Genomic DNA, 19,950 nt, shown 5'->3' with positions numbered 1-19,950 from the left:
TTAATTTCATAAATATCTAATGATGTATTTAATGCGCTTATAAACATGGGGGAATAGTTTCCCCCATTGATCCCGATTTAAACGGTGAATACTACAGCTGAGGACGTTTTACAAAGCCAATCGCTTCGTACACTTTGTCCAAGGTTTCCTGTGCACGAGCAGCGGCTTTGGTGGCACCTTCATCCATAATTTGGTTCAGCAATGCTTCGTTATCACGGAACTCATGGTAACGCGCCTGTAAGCCTGTCAGCATCTCAGATACCGCTTCTGCAACGGCACCTTTAAGATGACCGTACATTTGACCTTCAAATTCTGCCTCTAATTCTGCAATTTTCTTACCTGTCACACCCGCCATGATATCCAGCAAGTTGGAAACACCAGGTTTGTTTTCTAAATCATAACGAATGCGAGGCGGCTCTTCAGAGTCTGTCATGGCACGTTTGATTTTCTTCACAACCGATTTTGGGTCTTCAAGTAGTGCAATGACGTTATTGCGGTTGTCATCAGACTTGGACATTTTCTTGGTGGGATCTTGCAGTGCCATGACACGTGCACCGCCACCTGTTGGGATGAACGGATCTGGAACTGTGAAAATATCACCATAAATGGCATTGAAACGCTGTGCGATATCGCGGCTCAGTTCGAGGTGCTGTTTCTGGTCGATACCAACAGGTACTTGATTAGTTTGGTAAATCAAAATGTCCGCCGCCATCAATACGGGGTAATCAAATAAACCTGCGTTGATGTTTTCGGCATGGCGCGCTGATTTGTCTTTGAACTGCGTCATACGGCTTAATTCGCCGAAATAAGTGTAGCAATTCAGTGCCCAGCTGAGCTGTGCGTGTTGTGGCACATGGGACTGCACGAAAATAGTACTTTTTTTCGGGTCAATGCCACAGGCTAAATAGAGCGCAAGGGTATCGAGGGTTCTTTTACGCAGTTCGACTGGGTCTTGGCGAACGGTGATTGCGTGTTGGTCAACGATACAGTAAATGCAGTCAAAATCATCTTGCATCTGTACCCACTGACGTAATGCACCCATGTAGTTACCGATGGTTAATTCACCGGAAGGCTGTGCGCCGCTGAATACGATAGGTTTCTGGGATTGCTTTAGTTTTTCAGTGGGAGTGCTCATTTTAAATTATGTCCTTGCTTATTTTATTTCAGATAAACCGATTGCAGGTAATAGGCCTGAAAAATGGGTTAACACGCAGTCAGGTTCAGTCAATGCAATAGATTCACCATAGTTATAACCGTAGGTCAGACCGACACACGGGCATTCAGCGTTTCGCGCTGCGATAATATCATTACGGGAATCACCGACAAAAAGCAATTCTTCTTTGCGTAAACCGAAAATCCCCATTGTTAAATAAAGGGGAGCAGGGTGCGGTTTTAAGGCTTTAACATCATCGCTGCCTAGCACAAGGGAGAAATAGTGGTCGATATTCAGTTTTTTTAGCAGTGGGGCAATGAAGGGAGTTGCTTTGTTTGTCACAATTCCCATTGGTAGCCCATGTTTTGCCAACTGTTCGAGCGTTTCTCTGACTTCAGGAAACAACTCGCTGCCTGTTGTGACAGACACGGCATAATATTTATCAAAGCTTTGGCGAGCTTGTTTTTGCAAATCAGGGGTGATGGTGGCATTAGCCCAAGTGAGCGCCCGTTCAACTAAGACATCGACACCATTACCAACCCAAACTGAGACGCGTTCTTTGCCCGCAGGGGGGAAACCAAAATCGTTTAGCATGTTGTCGATGGCTTCTGCTAAGCCACCTGCACTGTCAACAAGGGTTCCATCTAAATCGAAAGCAACGGCTTTGATATTCTCTAATACAACTTGAGTCATTGAGATACCTTTTGTAATTCAACACGCATTGCATCGATAACGGTTTTGTAATCTGGTTGATCGAAAATAGCCGAGCCTGCGACAAACGTGTCGGCACCCGCTGCGGCAATCTCTGCGATATTATTCACTTTCACTCCGCCATCGACTTCCAAACGAATATCATAACCACTTTCATCAATTAATTTACGGACTTGGCGCAATTTATTGAGGGTTTGTGGGATAAAGGATTGGCCACCAAAGCCCGGGTTAACCGACATCAGTAAAATCATGTCTACTTTGTCCATTACATAATCAAGGTAGCTCAGAGGGGTTGCTGGATTAAATACCAGGCCCGCTGTACAGCCGCTTTCTCTGATTAATTGCAAGGAACGGTCAACGTGATCGCTGGCTTCAGGGTGAAAGCTAATGTGTGTTGCTCCTGCTTTTGCGAAATCAGGAATGATTCTGTCGACAGGTTTTACCATCAAATGCACATCAATTGGTGCGGTAATACCGTAATCACGCAATGCCTTACAAATCGGCGCACCAAAAGTCAGATTAGGAACATAATGGTTATCCATAACATCAAAATGCACGATATCTGCACCTGCCGCGAGAACCTTGGCGGTATCTTCGCCTAAACGGGCAAAGTCAGCAGATAAAATAGATGGGGCAATGAGGAAGTTTTTCATTATTGTCTCCGAGTATTAGTCGTTATCTGAGAGCCATTCAGCGCTAGGTACAGGTTGTTGCGTTTTTTTCTTATTCGTTTTTCTAGGAGAAAGGCTATTAAGTTCATTCGTATATAAAGCCAGTAATTCATTGACTTTACTACGGTTTAATATATTTCTACTAATGGTGCGACGTACTTTAACAATATGCAATTGAGCTTGATGATACCACTCTCTGGTTGAGGGGGTATCATGATTTGATATCAACACAGGGATTTTGCTTTCTGTTGATAGTTTATGTGCCAAAATCGCCAAATTTTGTTGTTCTAGCGCACTAAATGAATTGGTGTGGTAAGCCGTAAAATTAGCGGTCTCAGACAGTGGTGCATAAGGGGGATCGCAATATATGACGGAGCCCTCCCTTGCATTTAACAAGGTTTCACCATAGTGCTGGGTGATAAAGGTGGCTTGTTGCGCTTTTTCGGCAAACCACAAAAGTTCTTCTTTGGGGAAGTAGGGTTTTTTATAGCGGCCAAAAGGCACGTTAAATTCACCCTTTGAATTATAACGGCATAAACCATTATAACAGTGGCGATTTAAGTATAAAAAAAGCACGCTGCGCTTTTCCGTATCATCGGAGTTATTAAACGCTTCGCGCATCAAATAATACTGTTCTGAGGTATTAAATTCAGGTGTGAAGATGCGCTGGGCTTCTTCAATAAAAAAGTCAGTTCGGTGTTTAACTGTATTATAGAGATTGATGAGGTCACTGTTGATGTCTGCCAGTATGTATGAATTATAACTGGTATTCAAAAACACTGACCCTGCACCAACAAAAGGCTCAATTAAGCAATCGCCTAGTGGAAGGTGTTTTTTAATTTCTTCCACTAGGGGGTATTTACCCCCAGCCCATTTTAAAAAAGCGCGTTTTTTTTTCATGCCGTCTTATTATTACAATCGTTTAGAGTAACTGCATTTCTACTCTGTCAGGACAACATAATGCGCCCGGGGGAAAACGTTGTTATTTTTGATCCTGTTTGACTTGTTTCATATTTCTCACCCACGGTTTTTTCGCTTGAACAGCAGCAGGTAATGTCCCTATTGCATTTTTTGCGTCAGTGACTGAATTATAGTTACCGTGAATAAGAACATACCAAGTTTGCCCATTACGAATAGTTTTATAAACTTTGTAGTTGGCAAGTTTGTTTTCTTTTGCAAAAGCTTCTAATGTGTCTGAACGGCTGGCGCTACTTAATTGAAGCGTATAGCTTCCAGCAGGTGCAGACATAACATTACTGCTTTGATTATTGGTCGTTGCAGCGGCTTTTGTAGGTTGCTTCGGTTGAGCGGGTTGTTTCGGCTCTACCGTTTTAGGCGGTGTTCTTTCTGGTGCCACAGGTTTTACCGTTGGCTGTTGCTCAACAGGCTTCATAATAGGTGGGTTCAGTGGTGTCACATTCTGTGGCTGCGTTGTGTCTGGTGTAGAGACCTGGCCTTGGTTTAAGGCGTCAACAACATCACCTGGAATTTCGATTCGCTCACCTAAACCATTTGGCTGCGTTTGGCGCTCACCTTGGGTTGGGGTTGGTGTGATTTGTGAACCCGTAATTTCTTGGGCTTGTCCTTGCTGGGTTTGACCTTGAGAATTAGTCAACGAGGAAGAACCCGATAAATCAATGTTTTGCCCACTATTATTACTGGTTGTTTGCTGACGTTCGTGTTCTGTCGGGGCTTTTAATGCAGAACTGATGGCAATAATCAGTAGTAATAAAACAAGTACACCGACACCAATCATGATGTGCTGGCGTGATAAGGCAATTTTTGGTTTTACAGCCGTCGATTGACGAGAACGCCCTGTTGGCCTATCTGATGTATCTGGCCTAAGGTCATTTTGACCTTGTGGCTGGTTATCTGGTTTAAATTCGTCCATTTTCCTCTCCCGAATAAAATTTGCCCATAGTAGAGATAAAATGTCTCTTATCAGTACAACCTATAACGACCAAATAGAGCTTTATTGCTCACTTTTAAAGCATAGATTCTTTCACGATACCATACTAACCCGAATGGTATTTTTTGTATGCTTTTTTGAAGTTCGTGTAGAGGCGTAGGCATACTGTATAATTTAACGACTTTGAACTGCATCTACCAGTAACATTTTAAAACACCAGTATAAATTAGGCATTTTCTTTGTTTTTGGCGATGCACAAGGCCATTTTGTCATAATTTTATGGTGTACAGGATGTTATTGCGGCAATTACCGTTTGCGAATCAAGATCTGAACGCATTTCTGAGTGCCCGATAGTGGTTGGTAGGATTAAGTGTAATTTTCCCCCCATCACTTTTTTATCACGCATCATATGCGGTAGGTAATCATCCGGCTTCATTTGTGAAGGGCCTTTGACTGGGAGTGAGGCGCGTTCTAACAGTGTAATAACGCGTTGTGTTTGTGCTGGCGTTAATTGGCCAATCAATTCAGCGGTTTTAGCCGCCATGACCATTCCCGCAGCGACGGCTTCACCATGTAACCAGACACCGTACCCCATATGTGCTTCGATAGCATGGCCGAAGGTATGGCCTAGGTTAAGTAGTGCTCTAAGGCCACTGGTTTCTTTTTCATCGGCAGCCACAACTTGTGCTTTGAGTTCACAGCAACGGCGGATACAGTAAGCCATTGCTTGGTTATCCAGAGCAACCAGTGAATCAATATTGTTTTCCAACCAAGTGAAAAATTCACCATCAAGGATGATGCCATATTTAATGACTTCAGCGAGGCCAGAAGCTAGCTCTCTTGGTGGGAGTGTTTTTAAGCAATCGAGGTCGATGACAACAGAGGCAGGCTGGTAAAATGCCCCAATCATATTTTTCCCTAATGGATGATTGACTGCGGTTTTACCGCCGACAGAAGAATCTACTTGAGATAGCAATGTCGTTGGAACCTGAATAAAGCGAACACCACGTTGATAGCTTGCAGCAGCGAAACCTGTCAAATCACCGATAACGCCCCCACCAAGAGCGATGAGGGTAGTATCGCGGTTATGGTGTTTTTCCAGTAATGCAGTAAATACATCATTCATAATAAACAATGATTTATACTGTTCGCCATCGGGTAGGGTGATGGAATCCACTTTGACACCAGAAGCCTCTAGAACACGTTTTATCTTCTCAAGATAAATGGGTGCCAGTGTTTCGTTTGTCACTATCATTGCTCGTTGACCTGCAGCTAATGGCCAAAATGCACCTGTTTGGTTATATAACCCAGGGGCAATATTGATTGGATAACTGCGTTCGTCCAGCGTAACGGTGACCTTTTCCATCTTGTTCTACCTTGAATTCATTACTGACAAAATAACACGATGATAAATTAGTTTTTTTCTAACATTTCGATGATTTGGCTAGCAACGACTTTGGCGCTTTGTTCATCCGTATGAATAGTAATATCTGCGATTTCTTCATACATAGGGTTGCGTTCGTCAGCCAATTTCTCGAGTACTTCACGCGCAGGTTCATCAACCTGTAGCAGTGGTCGTTTTTTATCACGTTGTGTACGAGAAAGTTGCTTCTCAATTGTGGTTTCGAGATAGACAACGACACCGCGAGCGGATAAACGGTTACGGGTTTCTTTAGACTTAACAGAACCGCCACCTGTCGCTAATACAATGCCTTGTTTCTCTGTGAGTTCATTGATGATTTTTTCTTCGCGATCACGAAAGCCTTCTTCGCCTTCAAGGTCGAATACCCAGCCGACATCCGCGCCGGTGCGTTTTTCTATCTCGTGATCAGAGTCGAAAAACTCCATATTAAGCTGTTGTGCCAACTGACGGCCAATAGTGCTTTTGCCAGCGCCCATCGGTCCAACCAGAAAGATATTGCGTTTCTCTGCCATGTTTTTTGGTATTACTACGATTATTCGTTAATGAACCCGCCCCGCCAATAAAAAATTAGCAGCGGGACCTAAACTGAAACCTCATTAGTGATGATGTGAGATCAGATAGGAAAATTATCTCAACACATCAACTAGGATTGCAACTATATAAATGTGGCACTAAGCGAACAAAGTGCCACATTTTCAATTACAGGTTTCTATATTTGAGCCGTCGTTATTGCCTAATGCATTGTTTAGCATGGTCTTTAACAGATTTAGAATACCATTAGGTGCATATAATTTCTGTTAATTGTAGAGCAAAATTATTGTGGCTGTTTTATAAGCGACTGACAGCTTGTTCTTTAATCTAAGGATAGTTAGAACATTCAATGGATAACCTTGTATGCTAAAACGACGTCAGCGTCAAATTTATCCGGTAGGTTTATGGCATAAAAAAAGTTTTTTTTTGTGCACTTTGACTTATTGTCTATTCAACTAATTGAAGTATAGATGTTATTTTACTCATACTAAATATTGATAAGTTTTGGTGTAATAAAAACGACAAGAACCCGTCTGTCGATATGTTCTGCGCTATTTGTAAACAATGCTCCTAAAAGAGGGACATGAGAAAGGAAGGGCAGACCCGTTTGTGTTGTTTCTTGTTTTTGCTGAAAAATTCCACCCAATATTAGGGTTTCATTATTTTTAATGGTGACTGAGGTGGCGATTTCTTGTTTGTTTATCGCTAAATGGTGATTTTGACTGCTAGTGAGCGCGGTATCTGGCGAGTTATGGCTAATTTTTAGGTTCAACTCTACTTTTTCATCACGGATAATCGTGGGTGTTACATCCATACCTAAGACAGCATCCTTAAATTGTACATGGGTCTTCTTTTCACTACTGGTGACATAAGGGATTTCGGTGCCTTGCTGGATGCTAGCGGCTTTTTGGTGTGAAGCCATGAGACGTGGGCTGGCAATAATAGATAATAAATTTTCTTTTTCTAACGCATTGAGCTTCATTTCAAGTAAACCTTCGCTTAGTTTTAAGACGTTAAATGAAAATTGCCCAGGTGCAAAGTGGTAGCGATTATAGCGATTAAGCCGGCTGTGTGTTGTATTGCCTGCAAGTAATCCCCATTCAAGGCCTAACTCCTGTAGTGCCGTTTTACTACTGCTAATAATATGCGCGGTGATCTGAACTTGTTGTTGAGGTAAATCTTTTTGTTTTATCCATTCTTCAATGAGTGTGAGGCGTTCTTGGCTATCTTTGATGATCACGCTATTTGTTGTCGCTTCGTGATGAATGGTTGCATTTTTTGACAATAAAGCTATCTCAGGCTGTTTTAGTAATTGGTGAACCTCTTGCGCTTTTATTGAGACTAATTTGAAAATTTTCTCAATCCAAACCTCGTTATTGGTCTCTAAAGGTAAAGAATGTTTGGTGGCTTGAGGGGAAATATTTTCCTCAATTGGCAATAGTGGGACAAAAGGGTCGCGAATTTGCTCTGCAACAGCAGAGCTAAACATGAATATCAAAAAAACAGTTATTAGCCTTACAGCGGGGATTAAGGTGTTATTCATGGCCATTTTCATCCTTGAGAGTGGTTAAATGAATTATTGATGACAGTGTCATTGAAGCAACCAATAAATTTTTTTTCGGGTTAAGGGTGACCTCTGAGTAATGCCATTTATGGGGAGAGGGCGAGGAAATCAGCTTTTGAATAAAATGATAGATATCGGTGAAGCTGCCTTGTATTTCCATAAAATAACCTTCGTTGTTATTTATAGGTTGAAGCTTATTGAGTGTAACGGCGGACTGACTCATGAGTGCATTAAAATGCGAAAATAGTGCTAGAGGGCGGTTATCAAACACAGTGTGTTTTTCAATATTTTCAATTTGTTGTGCTAACTGATAGAGTGCAGGCAGTTGTTGAATTCGTTGTTCTTCCTTTTGAATGTAGTCAGATAAATGAGTTATTTCATTTTCTAATTCAATAAGTTGTATTGAAGACTTTTCCCAATAAATAAAATAGCCCGCAAATAGAAACAACCCAATAAAGACAACAACGGGTAAGGTTTGTCGCCAAAAAGAGCGATACCAAAAGGCATGGAATGTTTCATTCATTTGCCTCTCCTTGATGTTTTGCTGAAATGTGCAGACTATTTAATTGCTGATTTCGGCTGAGTTGTTTTAATTGAATTTCACTTAAATTTTTTTGGTTTTCCAGTTGTTGGCTAAAAAGAGCCATATTTTGAAAGTCATAGCTATTAGCTTTGATATTAAGTTGATCATTAATTAGCTGAAAAGAGGTCAGCCAGCTTTTTGATGGCGTTATCGTTGGTAAGCTACGCAGTAAAACCAGTAGTGCACGGTTGTTTTGTTCGATGACTTTATATTTGTTTTGTTTTTCCATTAGCTGGTTTAATTGAGCCTGTTGATGTGCTATCTTCAGGCTTAATTGCTGGATTTGCTGGCTTTTTTCTTGTGTGCTATATAGTGAAACTTGTTTGTTATTAAGATCAATCTGTTGAAATATATATAAAAAACAACAAGCAGTAAGTGTGGAGCAGCACAGTGCGCTAGTGAAAAGAATAAACTCACGTTTTTTTTTCATTATTTTTTGTTGTCGCCAAGGTAAAAAATTGACTTGGTATAGATTTGTGTTTTTCATGTCTTAAATATCCCCATGGCGTAGCGCCAGCCCAGCTGCGATCACAAAGTCCCCTAATTGGCGTGGCAGTTTTAGATTATGGTGTTGAAAGGCTTGTCGTAATTCCCATCTGTATGATTGCCATTGAGCATGGCAGTCATGGTCGGTTTGTGGATTTGTGATATCGAGTGGTTGGTCTATATTTGGATGATCGGTAATGAGGTAAACAGGCAAAGTTGAGGCGTGACTTTCTGCGTTCAGATGAGGTAAAAGCTGTGAAAGGGAGGTGATTTCATTATCTAGAACATGATTATAATTTGTAGGTAGGCTAATGGGCCCTGACCATAACCATTCACCTTGCCTATAATGAACTAACCATGCATCATCAGGTAACTGGCAATGGCGAGCAACATAACGCAATGCGACAGGGGCGACATCAATGGCCAGTAAATTAAACCCACTTTGTGTTAATAAGTTTTGCCAAAAGGTGATATCAGCTTTTCGAGCCCCATTAAGGTAAACGTGTTGATTGATCACGCGATAGTCAATGGCGAGCTCATGAACATTCATTGGAAAGCATTTTTTAGCTTGAGATTGCAGATACCAGCTTAGTTCAGGCTGTTGCAGATGGACTTGGTTCGGCAATGACAGTTGCTGTTTTAACGTACGAACAGCGGGCAAGGCGATAGAAACGGTACAGTTTTTCGGTAATTTCTGACGCCACTGCGTTAAAACTTTCAGTAGAATTTGGTGTTGTTCTGGATCTGAACTCTCAGTTATTTCGAAAGGGAGTTGCTGTTGCCAACATTCACATAAAGACCAGTATTTACGGCGTTGTTTTGTGGCAACTAATTGAATTTTATTTTGATAGATATCGATCCCAATGTTCCATTTTGATGTGTACATAGTTAATTTCCTTATCATTAACGGTTAAATTACGTTTTCTATTGTGCTGTATAAGCTTTATACTATGCGTTAGTGATATCTAAACCCTCTTGTTAGCCGAGCATGGGAATTTTCCGGTGAAGTTCGTAAAATATTTTTTTATTCTTGTTTTCTGTTGCATTTTTTTGGGAACCGCCTCGATTTATGGCATGTATAAATATGTCGAAGGTGAGCTACCTGATGTTGCAACGATGAAAGACATTCGTCTGCAAATTCCAATGCAGGTATACAGCGCTGATAACGAGTTGATTGCCCAATACGGTGAAAAACGTCGGATTCCACTCCCATTAGCGGAAATTCCACCATTAATGGTGAAAGCGTTTATCGCGACAGAAGATAGCCGTTTTTATGAACATCACGGTATTGACCCGATTGGTATTTTCCGTGCGGTATCAGTGATGGCGTCATCTGGTCATGCGTCACAAGGTGCGAGTACCATTACTCAGCAGCTGGCGAGAAACTTCTATTTAAGCCCTGAAAAAACCTTAATGCGTAAAGCCAAAGAAGCATTCTTAGCGATTCGCATCGAACAGCTTTTTTCGAAAGATGAGATTATGGAGCTGTACCTAAATAAAATTTATTTGGGTAACCGTGCTTATGGCGTTGGGGCTGCGGCTTACGTTTATTTCGGGAAAACAGTGGATGAGCTCACATTGAGCGAAATGGCCATGATTGCAGGGCTACCAAAAGCACCTTCAACATTTAACCCATTATATTCTTATGATCGTGCCATCAATCGTCGTAATGTTGTGCTTTCTCGTATGTTGGAAGAAAAGTACATTACGAGAGACCAGTATGAGCAAGCGAGAAACGAAAAAATTGTGGCGTCTTATCATGCGCCAAAGATTGATTTTTCTGCACCTTATCTTGCCGAAATGGCTCGCCAAACGCTGTATGATAAATACGGTGAAGATGCGTATACCGACGGTTACAAAGTGTATACCACGGTGATCCGCAAAGATCAGGAAGCTGCAACTGATGCTGTTCGCAATAACTTGATCGATTACGATACTCGCCATGGTTACCGTGGCCCAGCAGAAGTGCTGTGGAAGCCCACTGAAATGGCATGGGCAGCTGAAAAAATTATTGAAAAGCTGAAGAAATCCCCTGTTTACGGGCCACTTATGCCTGGGGTCGTGCTATCCGCAACGGGTTCTGAAGCGAATGTTATGTTAGCAGATGGCTCAAAAATTGATATTACGATGACCGGTGTACGCTGGGCGCGTAAATTTATTTCTGATACACAACAAGGCGCATCCCCAAGAGCGGTGAATGCGGTTGTTCAAGTGGGTGAGCAAATTTGGGTTCGTAAAGTGAAAGATAATTGGTGGCTGGGGCAAGTTCCTGATGTAAATGCTGCTTTTGTTGCACTTAACCCTAATGATGGTGCGATTATCGCATTAGTCGGCGGTTTTGATTTCAATATGAGCGAATTTAACCGCGTGACACAATCACTGCGCCAAGTGGGCTCGAATATAAAACCCTTTTTGTATACTGCGGCAATGGATAAAGGCCTTACACTATCTTCTTTGCTGAATGACGTGCCTATTAGTCGTTGGGATGCGGGGGCTGGCTCTGACTGGCGGCCGAAGAACTCGCCTCCACGCTATGATGGTCCAATCCGTTTACGTCAAGGGTTAGGGCAGTCAAAAAACGTGGTAATGGTTCGTGCAATGCGCGCAATGGGGGTCGATTACGCAGCTGATTATTTGATGCGTTTTGGTTTTCCGCGTGAAAATATTAACCGCACAGAGGCGTTAGCCTTGGGTGCGCCATCATTTACACCAATGCAAATGGTGCGTGGTTATGCGGTTATGGTCAATGGCGGGTATCTTGTTGATCCGTACTATATTTTGAAAATTGAAAATCACAATGATGAAGTGATTTTTGAAGCGAATCCTAAGCTAGCATGTCCTGATTGTACTAATATTCCAGTCATTTACGGCGATACAGAACGTACCATCGAAATAAAAGGGATTGATGATGAATCTACAGAAGAAGTCACTCAATCAGGCCATAATGTTGTGAATCAAGAGCCAACAATGGAAGTGGCAACCTCGGGTGACGAAAATGTGAGTTCAGAGCCTCAATACGCACCTCATGTGATAAGTACGCCGCTTGCGTTCTTAATTCGAGATGCGATGATGACGAATATTTATGGTGAACCAGGCTGGTCTGGAACGGGCTGGCGCGCAGCAAGAGATTTAGGTGGACGCCGAGATATTGGTGGTAAAACAGGGACGACTAATAGTTCAAAAGATGCTTGGTTCTCGGGTTATGGTCCAGATGTTGTGGCATCAGCGTGGATCGGGTTTGATGATAATAGACGGACACTCGGCCGAGGTGAAGCAGGTGCGAAAAGTGCTCAGCCAATGTGGGATGATTTTATGAAATCCATCCTGACAGGTGTTCCAGTAAAAATGATGAAACCGCCGAAAGGGGTTATCTCTGTGTCAATTGACAGTCGTACGGGCAAATTAGGCTCTTCACGCCGTGAATATTTTATCGAAGGGACTGAGCCTAAAGAGTATTCTGTACAAGAAGTGGGAACAACCATTTCAACAGAAGGCGGTTTGAGCCAAGAGTTGTTCTAAGAAAATACGTTTAGTAATATCGTGATAAGCACCCCATTGTTATTAAAACATGGGGTGTTTTTTTATGCTAAAAAACACTAAATGAGTGTAAAATAGCTGATAACGATAAGAATAGGCGTAGAAAAAAAACGTGGCTTATATAAAATACAAAAAACAAGTAGTATTACTTACTACTTTTTAAGTAACGTTCTAAGTAGAAAAGTGCGCTAATATTTCTCGCTTCGTTGAAGTCTGGGTGTTCCAGTAGTTCCATCATACGCGCAATTGGCCACTTAACTTGTTGCAGTGGTTCAGGCTCATCGCCTTCAAGCTTTTCGCTATAAAGGTCTTGTGCTACTAATATGTTCATTTTACTGGAAAAATAAGATGGTGACATAGTCAGTTTAGCGAGCTGAATGATGCTGTTTGCGCCATAGCCAACTTCTTCTTTGAGCTCGCGCTGTGCTGCTTCTAGCGCAATTTCGCCTGGGTCAATAGCCCCTTTAGGGAAACCGAGTTCGTAGTTTTCAATCCCAACGGCATATTCGCGTATCAGAATTAAGTGGTCATCAATAATAGGAATAATAAGAACGGCTTCGCGTTTTGCTGGGCGCATTCTTTCATAGACTCGTTTTTCACCGTTGCTAAATTCGAGATCAACTGACTGGATACTGAATAATTTTGATTGAGCAACATCTTGAATATTCAAGATTTTTGGTTTTTTTAGCTCTGTCATAACGATTTCCAAACAAGATGGGTGGAACCTCTTGCTAAAAGCATGTTTCATTTATTTATGTGGTAAATTTACTCTGCGTTGCCAGTATGTTGGCATCATTATGTCACTATGACCTATATCAAAAAAAAATGATAGAGATGATCGAGTAGATAAAATATTGTTAACTTGCTTCGTGCACAAATGTAGCACAGATAAATAAATAAAGATTTTTTTACAACGTATTGTAAGTTAAAGAAAAAAGTATAAATAGAATAGGAATCGGCTTATTTTGAGAAGGCAGTAGGATTGCTATGCTTTTCTTATTCATTTTCTGTTGGGGAAACAATGTTAAACCATGTCATTATAACGGCTATAATTGTTATTAGCCTAACTATAATGGCTTCCTTCCTGTATTTCAGGCGGGGGCGGCATTCTGGCATCTATCAGATACCTTCGGTAGCCGCACCTTCCTTTCGCAAATTGATTGATTCAGATTACCAAACAATCACTCAGTATTTAAATTATTGCGCTACAGCTTCGAATTCCTCTTCACAAAGTCCTTGGCAAATTAAGCGAAATTCGACAATTGGTACAGTTTGTCATTCGGTAACGCGTTTTAATTTACGCCAGGAGCAAGGGAATAGCTGGCGTTATTTTATCGATACGATTGAAGTGCAGCTTCCATCACAGTTGGAGCCATATCTACAGCGACAAAATGTGATGGAGATTGTGGAGACAGATCATCTGCCATTGATTATTTCAATGAATAGCCATTCACTTCGAGATTTTAGTAATGAATGGCTCGGTAACTCAGCATCGACTACGACCTTACCTGAAGCGGCTATTCGAGAGCGTGGACAACAGAATGTAGAATTATTACGTGTCCGCCAAGAAACAGCGGAGGAACATCGTCTACACAACTCCACGGGATGGTTAGGCGCAGGGTTGATTTGTTTAAGTTTTGTATTGGGTTATCTCACGTTAATTTCGATTCGAATTTTGCAAGGATGGGGGTTAGCGAGTGCAGTACTGATTTTTATTATTGGTACATTAGTGCTCTTTCGTTCAAAAATGTTCCCTCGTAAGTACCAAGATATTCAATGTATTTATGGGCAGCCGAAGCGTTGGGAATTGTATGGTGAATTAGATAAAAAATATTCCACGAGTGCTTCCGTTAGCGGGACAGATTTACATTACCCTCTGCATTGGGAGGAGTATTTAAAATACGAATCAGATAAACCCGTTAATATTGATTTTTACCCTACGGGGGAGGTTGTTCGTCATGGGCAGTACCTCTCTTTACATGAAGAAGAACGTTATTACCCTTACAAGCGTTACAAAAAAAATGTCCTGATGTTTATTGGTGCGTTATTGGTGATTGTGTTGGTGTTTTCATACCAATCTATGAGTCTACCCATTAAGTTGGGTTTTGCTTGGTTTGGCGGAACACAAAAAATTAATGTAACGGAAGTGACGGAGCTTGTTTCTCATAAGCTCAATGTGGGGGATACCCTAACAGCACAGGGGCAGGGGATGTGCTATCGTCCACCGAATTTAGATGACACTAATCAGGCGAATTTTGTCCCATTTGATTGCTCTGGCATCTATTGGAATAACATCAATGTGTCGACAGAGCCACAGTCTGAGATTGCTGATCTATCGATATCTTTGCTCAATATAGTTAGAAATCAATTACATCCTGATAAAGATTCTATTGGTGTGAACCCAAGGTTACAGCGCGATATTATGAAATCAGGGATGAACATTATCTTTGATTTTTCAGCCATTATTATAGAAACGAACAAGTTGTGTCATGATGAGAACGCTTGCCTAAAACTCAAAAATGCGCTGACAAACCTTGGTAGTACAGATGATTGGCCGACCTTAGTGAGTAAGGCGTCATCGGGGAAATTAAGTGGTGCGCATGTTTTATTACGAGCAGGAAGTGCCGAGGCCTTGGAAAACATCGTTGAAGACACCACATATGACTTTATCAGAAAAGAAATAGACAAAGAAGTGCGTAAAATTAATAGTCCTTCCCCAGGTGGCGTATTGTTTGTGAGTGATGAAAACAAGCCTCTGGTGGATTTAATGATAGGGCCATCTTTTAATTTTAATGAATTATCACAGTTGGAACGTTGGAAAGAGCTCCACCGTTTATCGAATTTGTTAAGCAATACTCCCTTTAGTGTGGAAGGCATTGTGACTAAATTATCGACAGATGCTAATGGCACTTTGCATATCGTGTTACATGAAGAGCCGAATGAAGATATCGTCTCTCAATATGTTTGTAGTGCGTTTTTTATCTTGTTTCTTATCTTTTGTGTATTACTAAACGGCTCACTAATTGTGTTCCGTATTTTGAATAATAAGAAGCGATTACGTAATATCACGCAATATTACGATAAATGCTTTGAGGCTAATAACCCTTCCAATCGTCATTAGCATTATCCCGAAATGGTGGGAGCCTCATTGAGTTTGATTCAGACTGATAGTGAGGAGGCACCATGAATCAATCGTCTATAGAACCTGTTCGCCTCGATAAGTGGCTTTGGGCTGCGCGTTTTTATAAAACACGTTCCATGGCGCGTGAAATGATTGATGGGGGCAAAGTTCATTATAATGGACAAAGAACTAAGCCTGGAAAAATCGTTGAACTCCATGCTTTAGTGAAGCTGAGGCAGGGGAATGATGAGAGAACGATTGAGATCCTTGAAATCAGTAGCCAGCGTAGAGGTGCGCCCGAAGCACAATTACTTTACCGTGAAACCGCCGAAAGTATTGAACATCGTGAAAAAATAGCGTTAGCGCGCAAAATGAATGCGTTAACCATGCCCCATCCAGAGCGCCGCCCAGATAAAAAAGAGCGACGAACTCTGCTAAAATTTAAACAAACGAATTCTCATGAGTCATCTGAATGATGGCCTGAGCAACTGCCCGAGCAATAGAGAGAAATTATGTCAAAACAAGACCAACTCCACCGTTTTCTGTTTGAACAGCATTCCGTTCGTGGGGAAATGATTAGTGTCGATGAGACCTACGAGCAGATTTTAGAAAATCATGACTACCCTGTTGCAGTAAAAGGCTTATTGGGCGAACTGCTTGTTGCTACCAGTTTATTAACAGCAACACTGAAATTTGATGGTGATATTACCGTTCAAATTCAAGGTGATGGCCCAGTTAAAATGGCTGTTATTAACGGTAATAACCTACAACAAATGCGAGGTGTTGCGCGTGTTGATGGCCCCGTTGTTGCGGGTAGCACACTGAACCAAATGATTGGCGATGGCTTTATGGTGATCACGATAACGCCTAATCAAGGTGAACGTTACCAAGGGATTGTAGCGATTGAAGGCAACTCCATCGAAGAAAGTATTGATGCGTACTTCCGCCAATCAGAGCAGCTGCCAACGCGTTTATTTATTCGTGTGGGTGAAGTGGATGGCAAAATGAGTGCGGGTGGGATGTTGCTGCAAGTTTTACCTGCCGCTGATGACACCAGCCACGATTTCTTTGATCACCTCGTACAACTGACGGCAACTATTAAAGGCCAAGAGCTGAGCACTCTGGGCGTCAAAGAGGTTTTACATCGCCTTTATCATGAAGAAGATGTCACTTTATATGACCCGCAATCTGTGGAGTTTCGTTGTACCTGCTCAAGGGAACGTTGTGAAAGCACATTAGCAACTTTGCCAAAGGAAGATGTTATCGATATTTTGCACAAAGATGGAAAAATTGATATGGAATGTGAATTTTGTGGCTCACACTACGTATTTATTGAATCCGATATTGAAGGGTTAAATGATGAGCGAAATCAGCAACTTCACTGATACGATTTAGCAACCTAATTATGTGACAAGGGTGCAATTCTGCACCTTTTTTTTATAATTTTAAAGCATTATTACGTGCTCTAAGTCTCATTATGAATTAAAAAAAATTATACATTTTCAATTCTTTGATAACTATCGCTGTTAATTAGTCGTAAAGAATTATGATCATCTGCAGATTAGTTATGTTTACCAGGAGCAATATAATGAGCGCTAAAAGCATTACCCTGAAGGAACTTGAAAAGTACGGTATTCATGATGTAGCTGAAGTGGTTTATAACCCAAGTTACGAGCTATTATTCACGGAAGAAACTAAGCCAGGACTTGAAGGTTATGAACGCGGCACGGTCACCACATTAGGTGCGGTTGCAGTAGATACAGGTATCTTTACGGGTCGTTCACCAAAAGATAAATATATCGTTCGTGATGATGTCACTCGCGATACTGTATGGTGGGCAGACCAAGGTAAAGGTAAGAACGACAATAAGCCAATGTCACAAGAAGTGTGGAGTGATTTAAAACACATTGTAACAGAGCAATTGTCTGGCAAACGTTTGTTTATCATTGATGCATTCTGTGGAGCGAACGCAGATACACGTCTGAAAGTCCGTTTTATTACGGAAGTGGCATGGCAGGCGCACTTCGTTAAAAACATGTTCATCCGCCCATCAGATGAAGAGTTAGTTGGCTTTGAGCCTGATTTTATCGTGATGAACGGTGCAAAATGTACGAACCCGAACTGGAAAGCACAAGGTTTGAATTCAGAAAACTTTGTGGCGTTCAACTTAACTGAGCGTATGCAGTTAATTGGTGGCTCTTGGTACGGCGGCGAAATGAAAAAAGGGATGTTCTCAATGATGAACTACCTGCTGCCATTAAAAGGCATCGCATCAATGCACTGTTCAGCGAACGTAGGCGAAAAAGGCGACGTTGCGATTTTCTTCGGTTTATCGGGTACTGGTAAAACTACGCTATCTACCGATCCTAAACGTAAGTTAATCGGTGATGATGAGCACGGTTGGGATGATGACGGCGTATTCAACTTTGAAGGCGGTTGCTACGCAAAAACTATCAACCTGTCTAAAGAAGCTGAGCCAGATATCTACGGCGCAATCAAGCGTGATGCACTACTTGAAAACGTGATGGTATTGGCAGATGGTACCGTTGATTTCAATGATGGTTCTAAAACGGAAAACACGCGTGTTTCTTACCCGATTTACCACATTGAAAACATTGTAAAACCTGTTTCTAAAGCAGGTCATGCAACAAAAGTTATCTTTCTGACGGCAGATGCGTTTGGTGTGTTACCACCTGTTTCTCGTTTAACCCCAGAGCAAACACAGTATCACTTCCTGTCTGGTTTTACTGCGAAATTAGCAGGTACAGAACGCGGTGTTACTGAACCAACTCCTACGTTCTCTGCGTGTTTCGGCGCAGCATTCTTATCACTGCACCCAACACAATACGCGGAAGTATTAGTTAAACGTATGGAAGCTGCGGGTGCAAAAGCATACTTAGTGAACACAGGTTGGAACGGAACAGGTAAACGTATCTCGATTAAAGATACCCGTGCCATCATTGATGCAATCTTAAGTGGCGACATCGAAAAAGCCGATACCATTAAGCTGCCAGTCTTCGATTTAGAAGTCCCTACAGCATTACCAGGCGTGGATACCAATATCCTTGACCCACGTAATACTTATGCAGATAAAGCGCAGTGGGATGAGAAGGCGAAGGATTTAGCGAACCGTTTCGTGAATAACTTCGATAAATACACGGACACGCCAGCAGGTGCTGCTTTAGTAAAAGCAGGTCCAAAACTGTAATTTGCGAATGCGTTTTGTGTTATAGAGAAAGGCGCTACGTTGTAGCGCCTTTTTTGTTAGTGATTACTCAGCAGAAGGCAGGTCGAATAACAGAATTTCGCTGTCTTCATCTGCCTTGATGGCTAAGCGAGCTTCTTCCCAAATCGCTAAACCATCACTGGTAGAGGCTTTTTGGCCGTTAATTTCAACGGTGCCTTTGACGACTTGGATCCACACCACTCGTTTTTCGGCGATCTCGTGGGTTTGTACGTCGTTTGCAGGCAATGCCCAGCGCCATAATTCCATGTCTTGATACACTTTCAGTGAACCGTCACGGGCGTCTGGTGACAGAACCAACTGTTTACCATCAAGTGAATCAAAGCGTTTTTGTTCATAACGTGGCTCAATACCTGTTTTCTCAGGAATGATCCAAATTTGGTAAAGATGCAGCTCTTTATCACTGTTCGGGTTATATTCTGAGTGGCGAATGCCCGTACCTGCACTCATGATTTGGAATTCACCCGCTGGAATTTGCTCCATATTGCCCATGCTATCTTTGTGCTCGACGGCACCATTAAGCACATAGGTCAAAATCTCCATGTCTTTATGGGGATGAGTACCAAAGCCTTGGCCTGCGGCAATAAAGTCTTCGTTAATCACTCTCAGAGCTGAAAAACCCATAAATTTTTCATCATAATAGCTAGAGAATGAGAAAGTGTGCCAGCTATCAAGCCAACCATGGTTAGCATGACCACGTTCATTTGCTTTGCGTAAATAGATCATTGTGTTATCTCCTAGTTGGATACCCAACCGTGGTTGAACTTCTCTCTAAATCAATTGCAAACAGTTTAACCGTTTCGCTAAGAGAGAAAAGTAGCCGCCATTAACCATAGGATCCAAAAAATTTGAATAAGTGTATTTGAGATAAGTTAAGAAAATGGATGGAGAAAGGGACGGGGGGAGTTTTAGTCAATTAACCAATTGATGCAGATAAAAAAATAGCCAGCACAAGGCTGGCTAAAGTAAACACTGGAAGCAATGTGAGCAATGTCGTACTCCCAACAATAGGTGACT

The 19,950-nt window shown here is 41.8% G+C and carries 18 protein-coding genes; 5 read left to right on the top strand and 13 right to left on the bottom strand.

The annotated features are described in order from the left end of the window. Positions 1 to 91: 91 nt before the first annotated feature. The 11 genes from trpS to pilM all read right to left on the bottom strand — a co-directional run bounded on the left by trpS (position 92) and on the right by pilM (position 9,917). Entirely contained in the window at positions 92 to 1,135 is a 1,044-nt protein-coding gene (gene trpS, locus PSF27_RS09410) for a tryptophan--tRNA ligase (protein ID WP_206085210.1), read from the bottom strand. An 18-nt stretch (positions 1,136 to 1,153) separates the two neighbouring features. Next, positions 1,154 to 1,846 carry a phosphoglycolate phosphatase gene (locus PSF27_RS09405; protein WP_206085209.1) on the bottom strand — a complete coding sequence of 231 codons (693 nt, stop codon included), beginning with the start codon at positions 1,844 to 1,846 and terminating at the stop codon, positions 1,154 to 1,156. Beyond that, the gene (gene rpe, locus PSF27_RS09400; protein WP_206085208.1) at positions 1,843 to 2,517 is read right to left on the bottom strand and encodes a ribulose-phosphate 3-epimerase; all 675 of its coding nucleotides are present in this window, start codon (positions 2,515 to 2,517) and stop codon (positions 1,843 to 1,845) included. The genes PSF27_RS09405 and rpe overlap by 4 nt, the downstream gene beginning before the upstream one ends. Positions 2,518 to 2,532: 15 nt before the next feature. Further along, positions 2,533 to 3,435, bottom strand: coding sequence for an adenine-specific DNA-methyltransferase (dam, locus tag PSF27_RS09395; RefSeq protein WP_206085207.1), 903 nt, complete (start codon positions 3,433 to 3,435; stop codon positions 2,533 to 2,535). Positions 3,436 to 3,517: 82 nt separating this feature from the next. Beyond that, positions 3,518 to 4,426 carry an SPOR domain-containing protein gene (locus tag PSF27_RS09390; RefSeq protein WP_272681357.1) on the bottom strand — a complete coding sequence of 303 codons (909 nt, stop codon included), beginning with the start codon at positions 4,424 to 4,426 and terminating at the stop codon, positions 3,518 to 3,520. A 295-nt stretch (positions 4,427 to 4,721) separates the two neighbouring features. Beyond that, positions 4,722 to 5,810 (bottom strand): 3-dehydroquinate synthase, encoded by a 1,089-nt coding sequence (gene aroB / locus PSF27_RS09385; protein ID WP_206085205.1) that lies wholly within the window; start codon positions 5,808 to 5,810, stop codon positions 4,722 to 4,724. A gap of 47 nt (positions 5,811 to 5,857) precedes the next feature. Next, on the bottom strand, positions 5,858 to 6,379 hold the full coding sequence (gene aroK, locus PSF27_RS09380; protein ID WP_047756505.1) for a shikimate kinase AroK: 522 nt from the start codon (positions 6,377 to 6,379) through the stop codon (positions 5,858 to 5,860). A 506-nt stretch (positions 6,380 to 6,885) separates the two neighbouring features. After that, complete coding sequence (locus PSF27_RS09375) at positions 6,886 to 7,941, bottom strand: secretin N-terminal domain-containing protein (protein WP_272538861.1); 1,056 nt, start codon at positions 7,939 to 7,941, stop codon at positions 6,886 to 6,888. Then, positions 7,934 to 8,485 (bottom strand): hypothetical protein, encoded by a 552-nt coding sequence (locus PSF27_RS09370; protein ID WP_206085203.1) that lies wholly within the window; start codon positions 8,483 to 8,485, stop codon positions 7,934 to 7,936. The genes PSF27_RS09375 and PSF27_RS09370 overlap by 8 nt, the downstream gene beginning before the upstream one ends. After that, positions 8,478 to 9,032 carry a PilN domain-containing protein gene (locus tag PSF27_RS21050; RefSeq protein WP_272538852.1) on the bottom strand — a complete coding sequence of 185 codons (555 nt, stop codon included), beginning with the start codon at positions 9,030 to 9,032 and terminating at the stop codon, positions 8,478 to 8,480. Before PSF27_RS21050 ends, PSF27_RS09370 begins: the two co-directional genes overlap by 8 nt. Positions 9,033 to 9,035: 3 nt before the next feature. After that, positions 9,036 to 9,917 (bottom strand): pilus assembly protein PilM, encoded by an 882-nt coding sequence (gene pilM / locus PSF27_RS09360; RefSeq protein WP_206085201.1) that lies wholly within the window; start codon positions 9,915 to 9,917, stop codon positions 9,036 to 9,038. A 116-nt stretch (positions 9,918 to 10,033) separates the two neighbouring features. Between pilM and mrcA the strand changes: the two genes are divergently transcribed. Continuing rightward, positions 10,034 to 12,550, top strand: coding sequence for a peptidoglycan glycosyltransferase/peptidoglycan DD-transpeptidase MrcA (gene mrcA, locus PSF27_RS09355; RefSeq protein WP_272681356.1), 2,517 nt, complete (start codon positions 10,034 to 10,036; stop codon positions 12,548 to 12,550). A 163-nt stretch (positions 12,551 to 12,713) separates the two neighbouring features. Here the strand turns inward: mrcA and nudE are convergent, their stop codons facing one another. Next, positions 12,714 to 13,265 carry an ADP compounds hydrolase NudE gene (nudE, locus tag PSF27_RS09350; RefSeq protein ID WP_206085199.1) on the bottom strand — a complete coding sequence of 184 codons (552 nt, stop codon included), beginning with the start codon at positions 13,263 to 13,265 and terminating at the stop codon, positions 12,714 to 12,716. Positions 13,266 to 13,589: 324 nt separating this feature from the next. Between nudE and PSF27_RS09345 the strand changes: the two genes are divergently transcribed. The 4 genes from PSF27_RS09345 to pckA all read left to right on the top strand — a co-directional run bounded on the left by PSF27_RS09345 (position 13,590) and on the right by pckA (position 18,897). Then, positions 13,590 to 15,689, top strand: coding sequence for an IgaA/UmoB family intracellular growth attenuator (locus tag PSF27_RS09345; RefSeq protein WP_272681355.1), 2,100 nt, complete (start codon positions 13,590 to 13,592; stop codon positions 15,687 to 15,689). A gap of 62 nt (positions 15,690 to 15,751) precedes the next feature. Next, entirely contained in the window at positions 15,752 to 16,165 is a 414-nt protein-coding gene (gene hslR, locus PSF27_RS09340) for a ribosome-associated heat shock protein Hsp15 (RefSeq protein WP_047756490.1), read from the top strand. A 36-nt stretch (positions 16,166 to 16,201) separates the two neighbouring features. Next, positions 16,202 to 17,074, top strand: coding sequence for an Hsp33 family molecular chaperone HslO (gene hslO, locus PSF27_RS09335; protein ID WP_206085197.1), 873 nt, complete (start codon positions 16,202 to 16,204; stop codon positions 17,072 to 17,074). Positions 17,075 to 17,277: 203 nt separating this feature from the next. After that, positions 17,278 to 18,897 (top strand): phosphoenolpyruvate carboxykinase (ATP), encoded by a 1,620-nt coding sequence (pckA, locus tag PSF27_RS09330; protein ID WP_206085196.1) that lies wholly within the window; start codon positions 17,278 to 17,280, stop codon positions 18,895 to 18,897. A 63-nt stretch (positions 18,898 to 18,960) separates the two neighbouring features. Here the strand turns inward: pckA and PSF27_RS09325 are convergent, their stop codons facing one another. Beyond that, a complete protein-coding gene (locus PSF27_RS09325; RefSeq protein WP_272538854.1) occupies positions 18,961 to 19,659 on the bottom strand; it encodes a pirin family protein in 699 nt (232 codons plus the stop codon). Between the last annotated feature and the right edge of the window lie 291 nt (positions 19,660 to 19,950).

Source organism: Providencia sp. PROV129 (genome assembly GCF_028482245.1).
Classification (GTDB): domain Bacteria; phylum Pseudomonadota; class Gammaproteobacteria; order Enterobacterales; family Enterobacteriaceae; genus Providencia; species Providencia vermicola.
The sequence above is the reverse complement of the archived record's forward strand: the minus strand, read 5'-3'. Positions and strand labels throughout refer to the sequence as shown.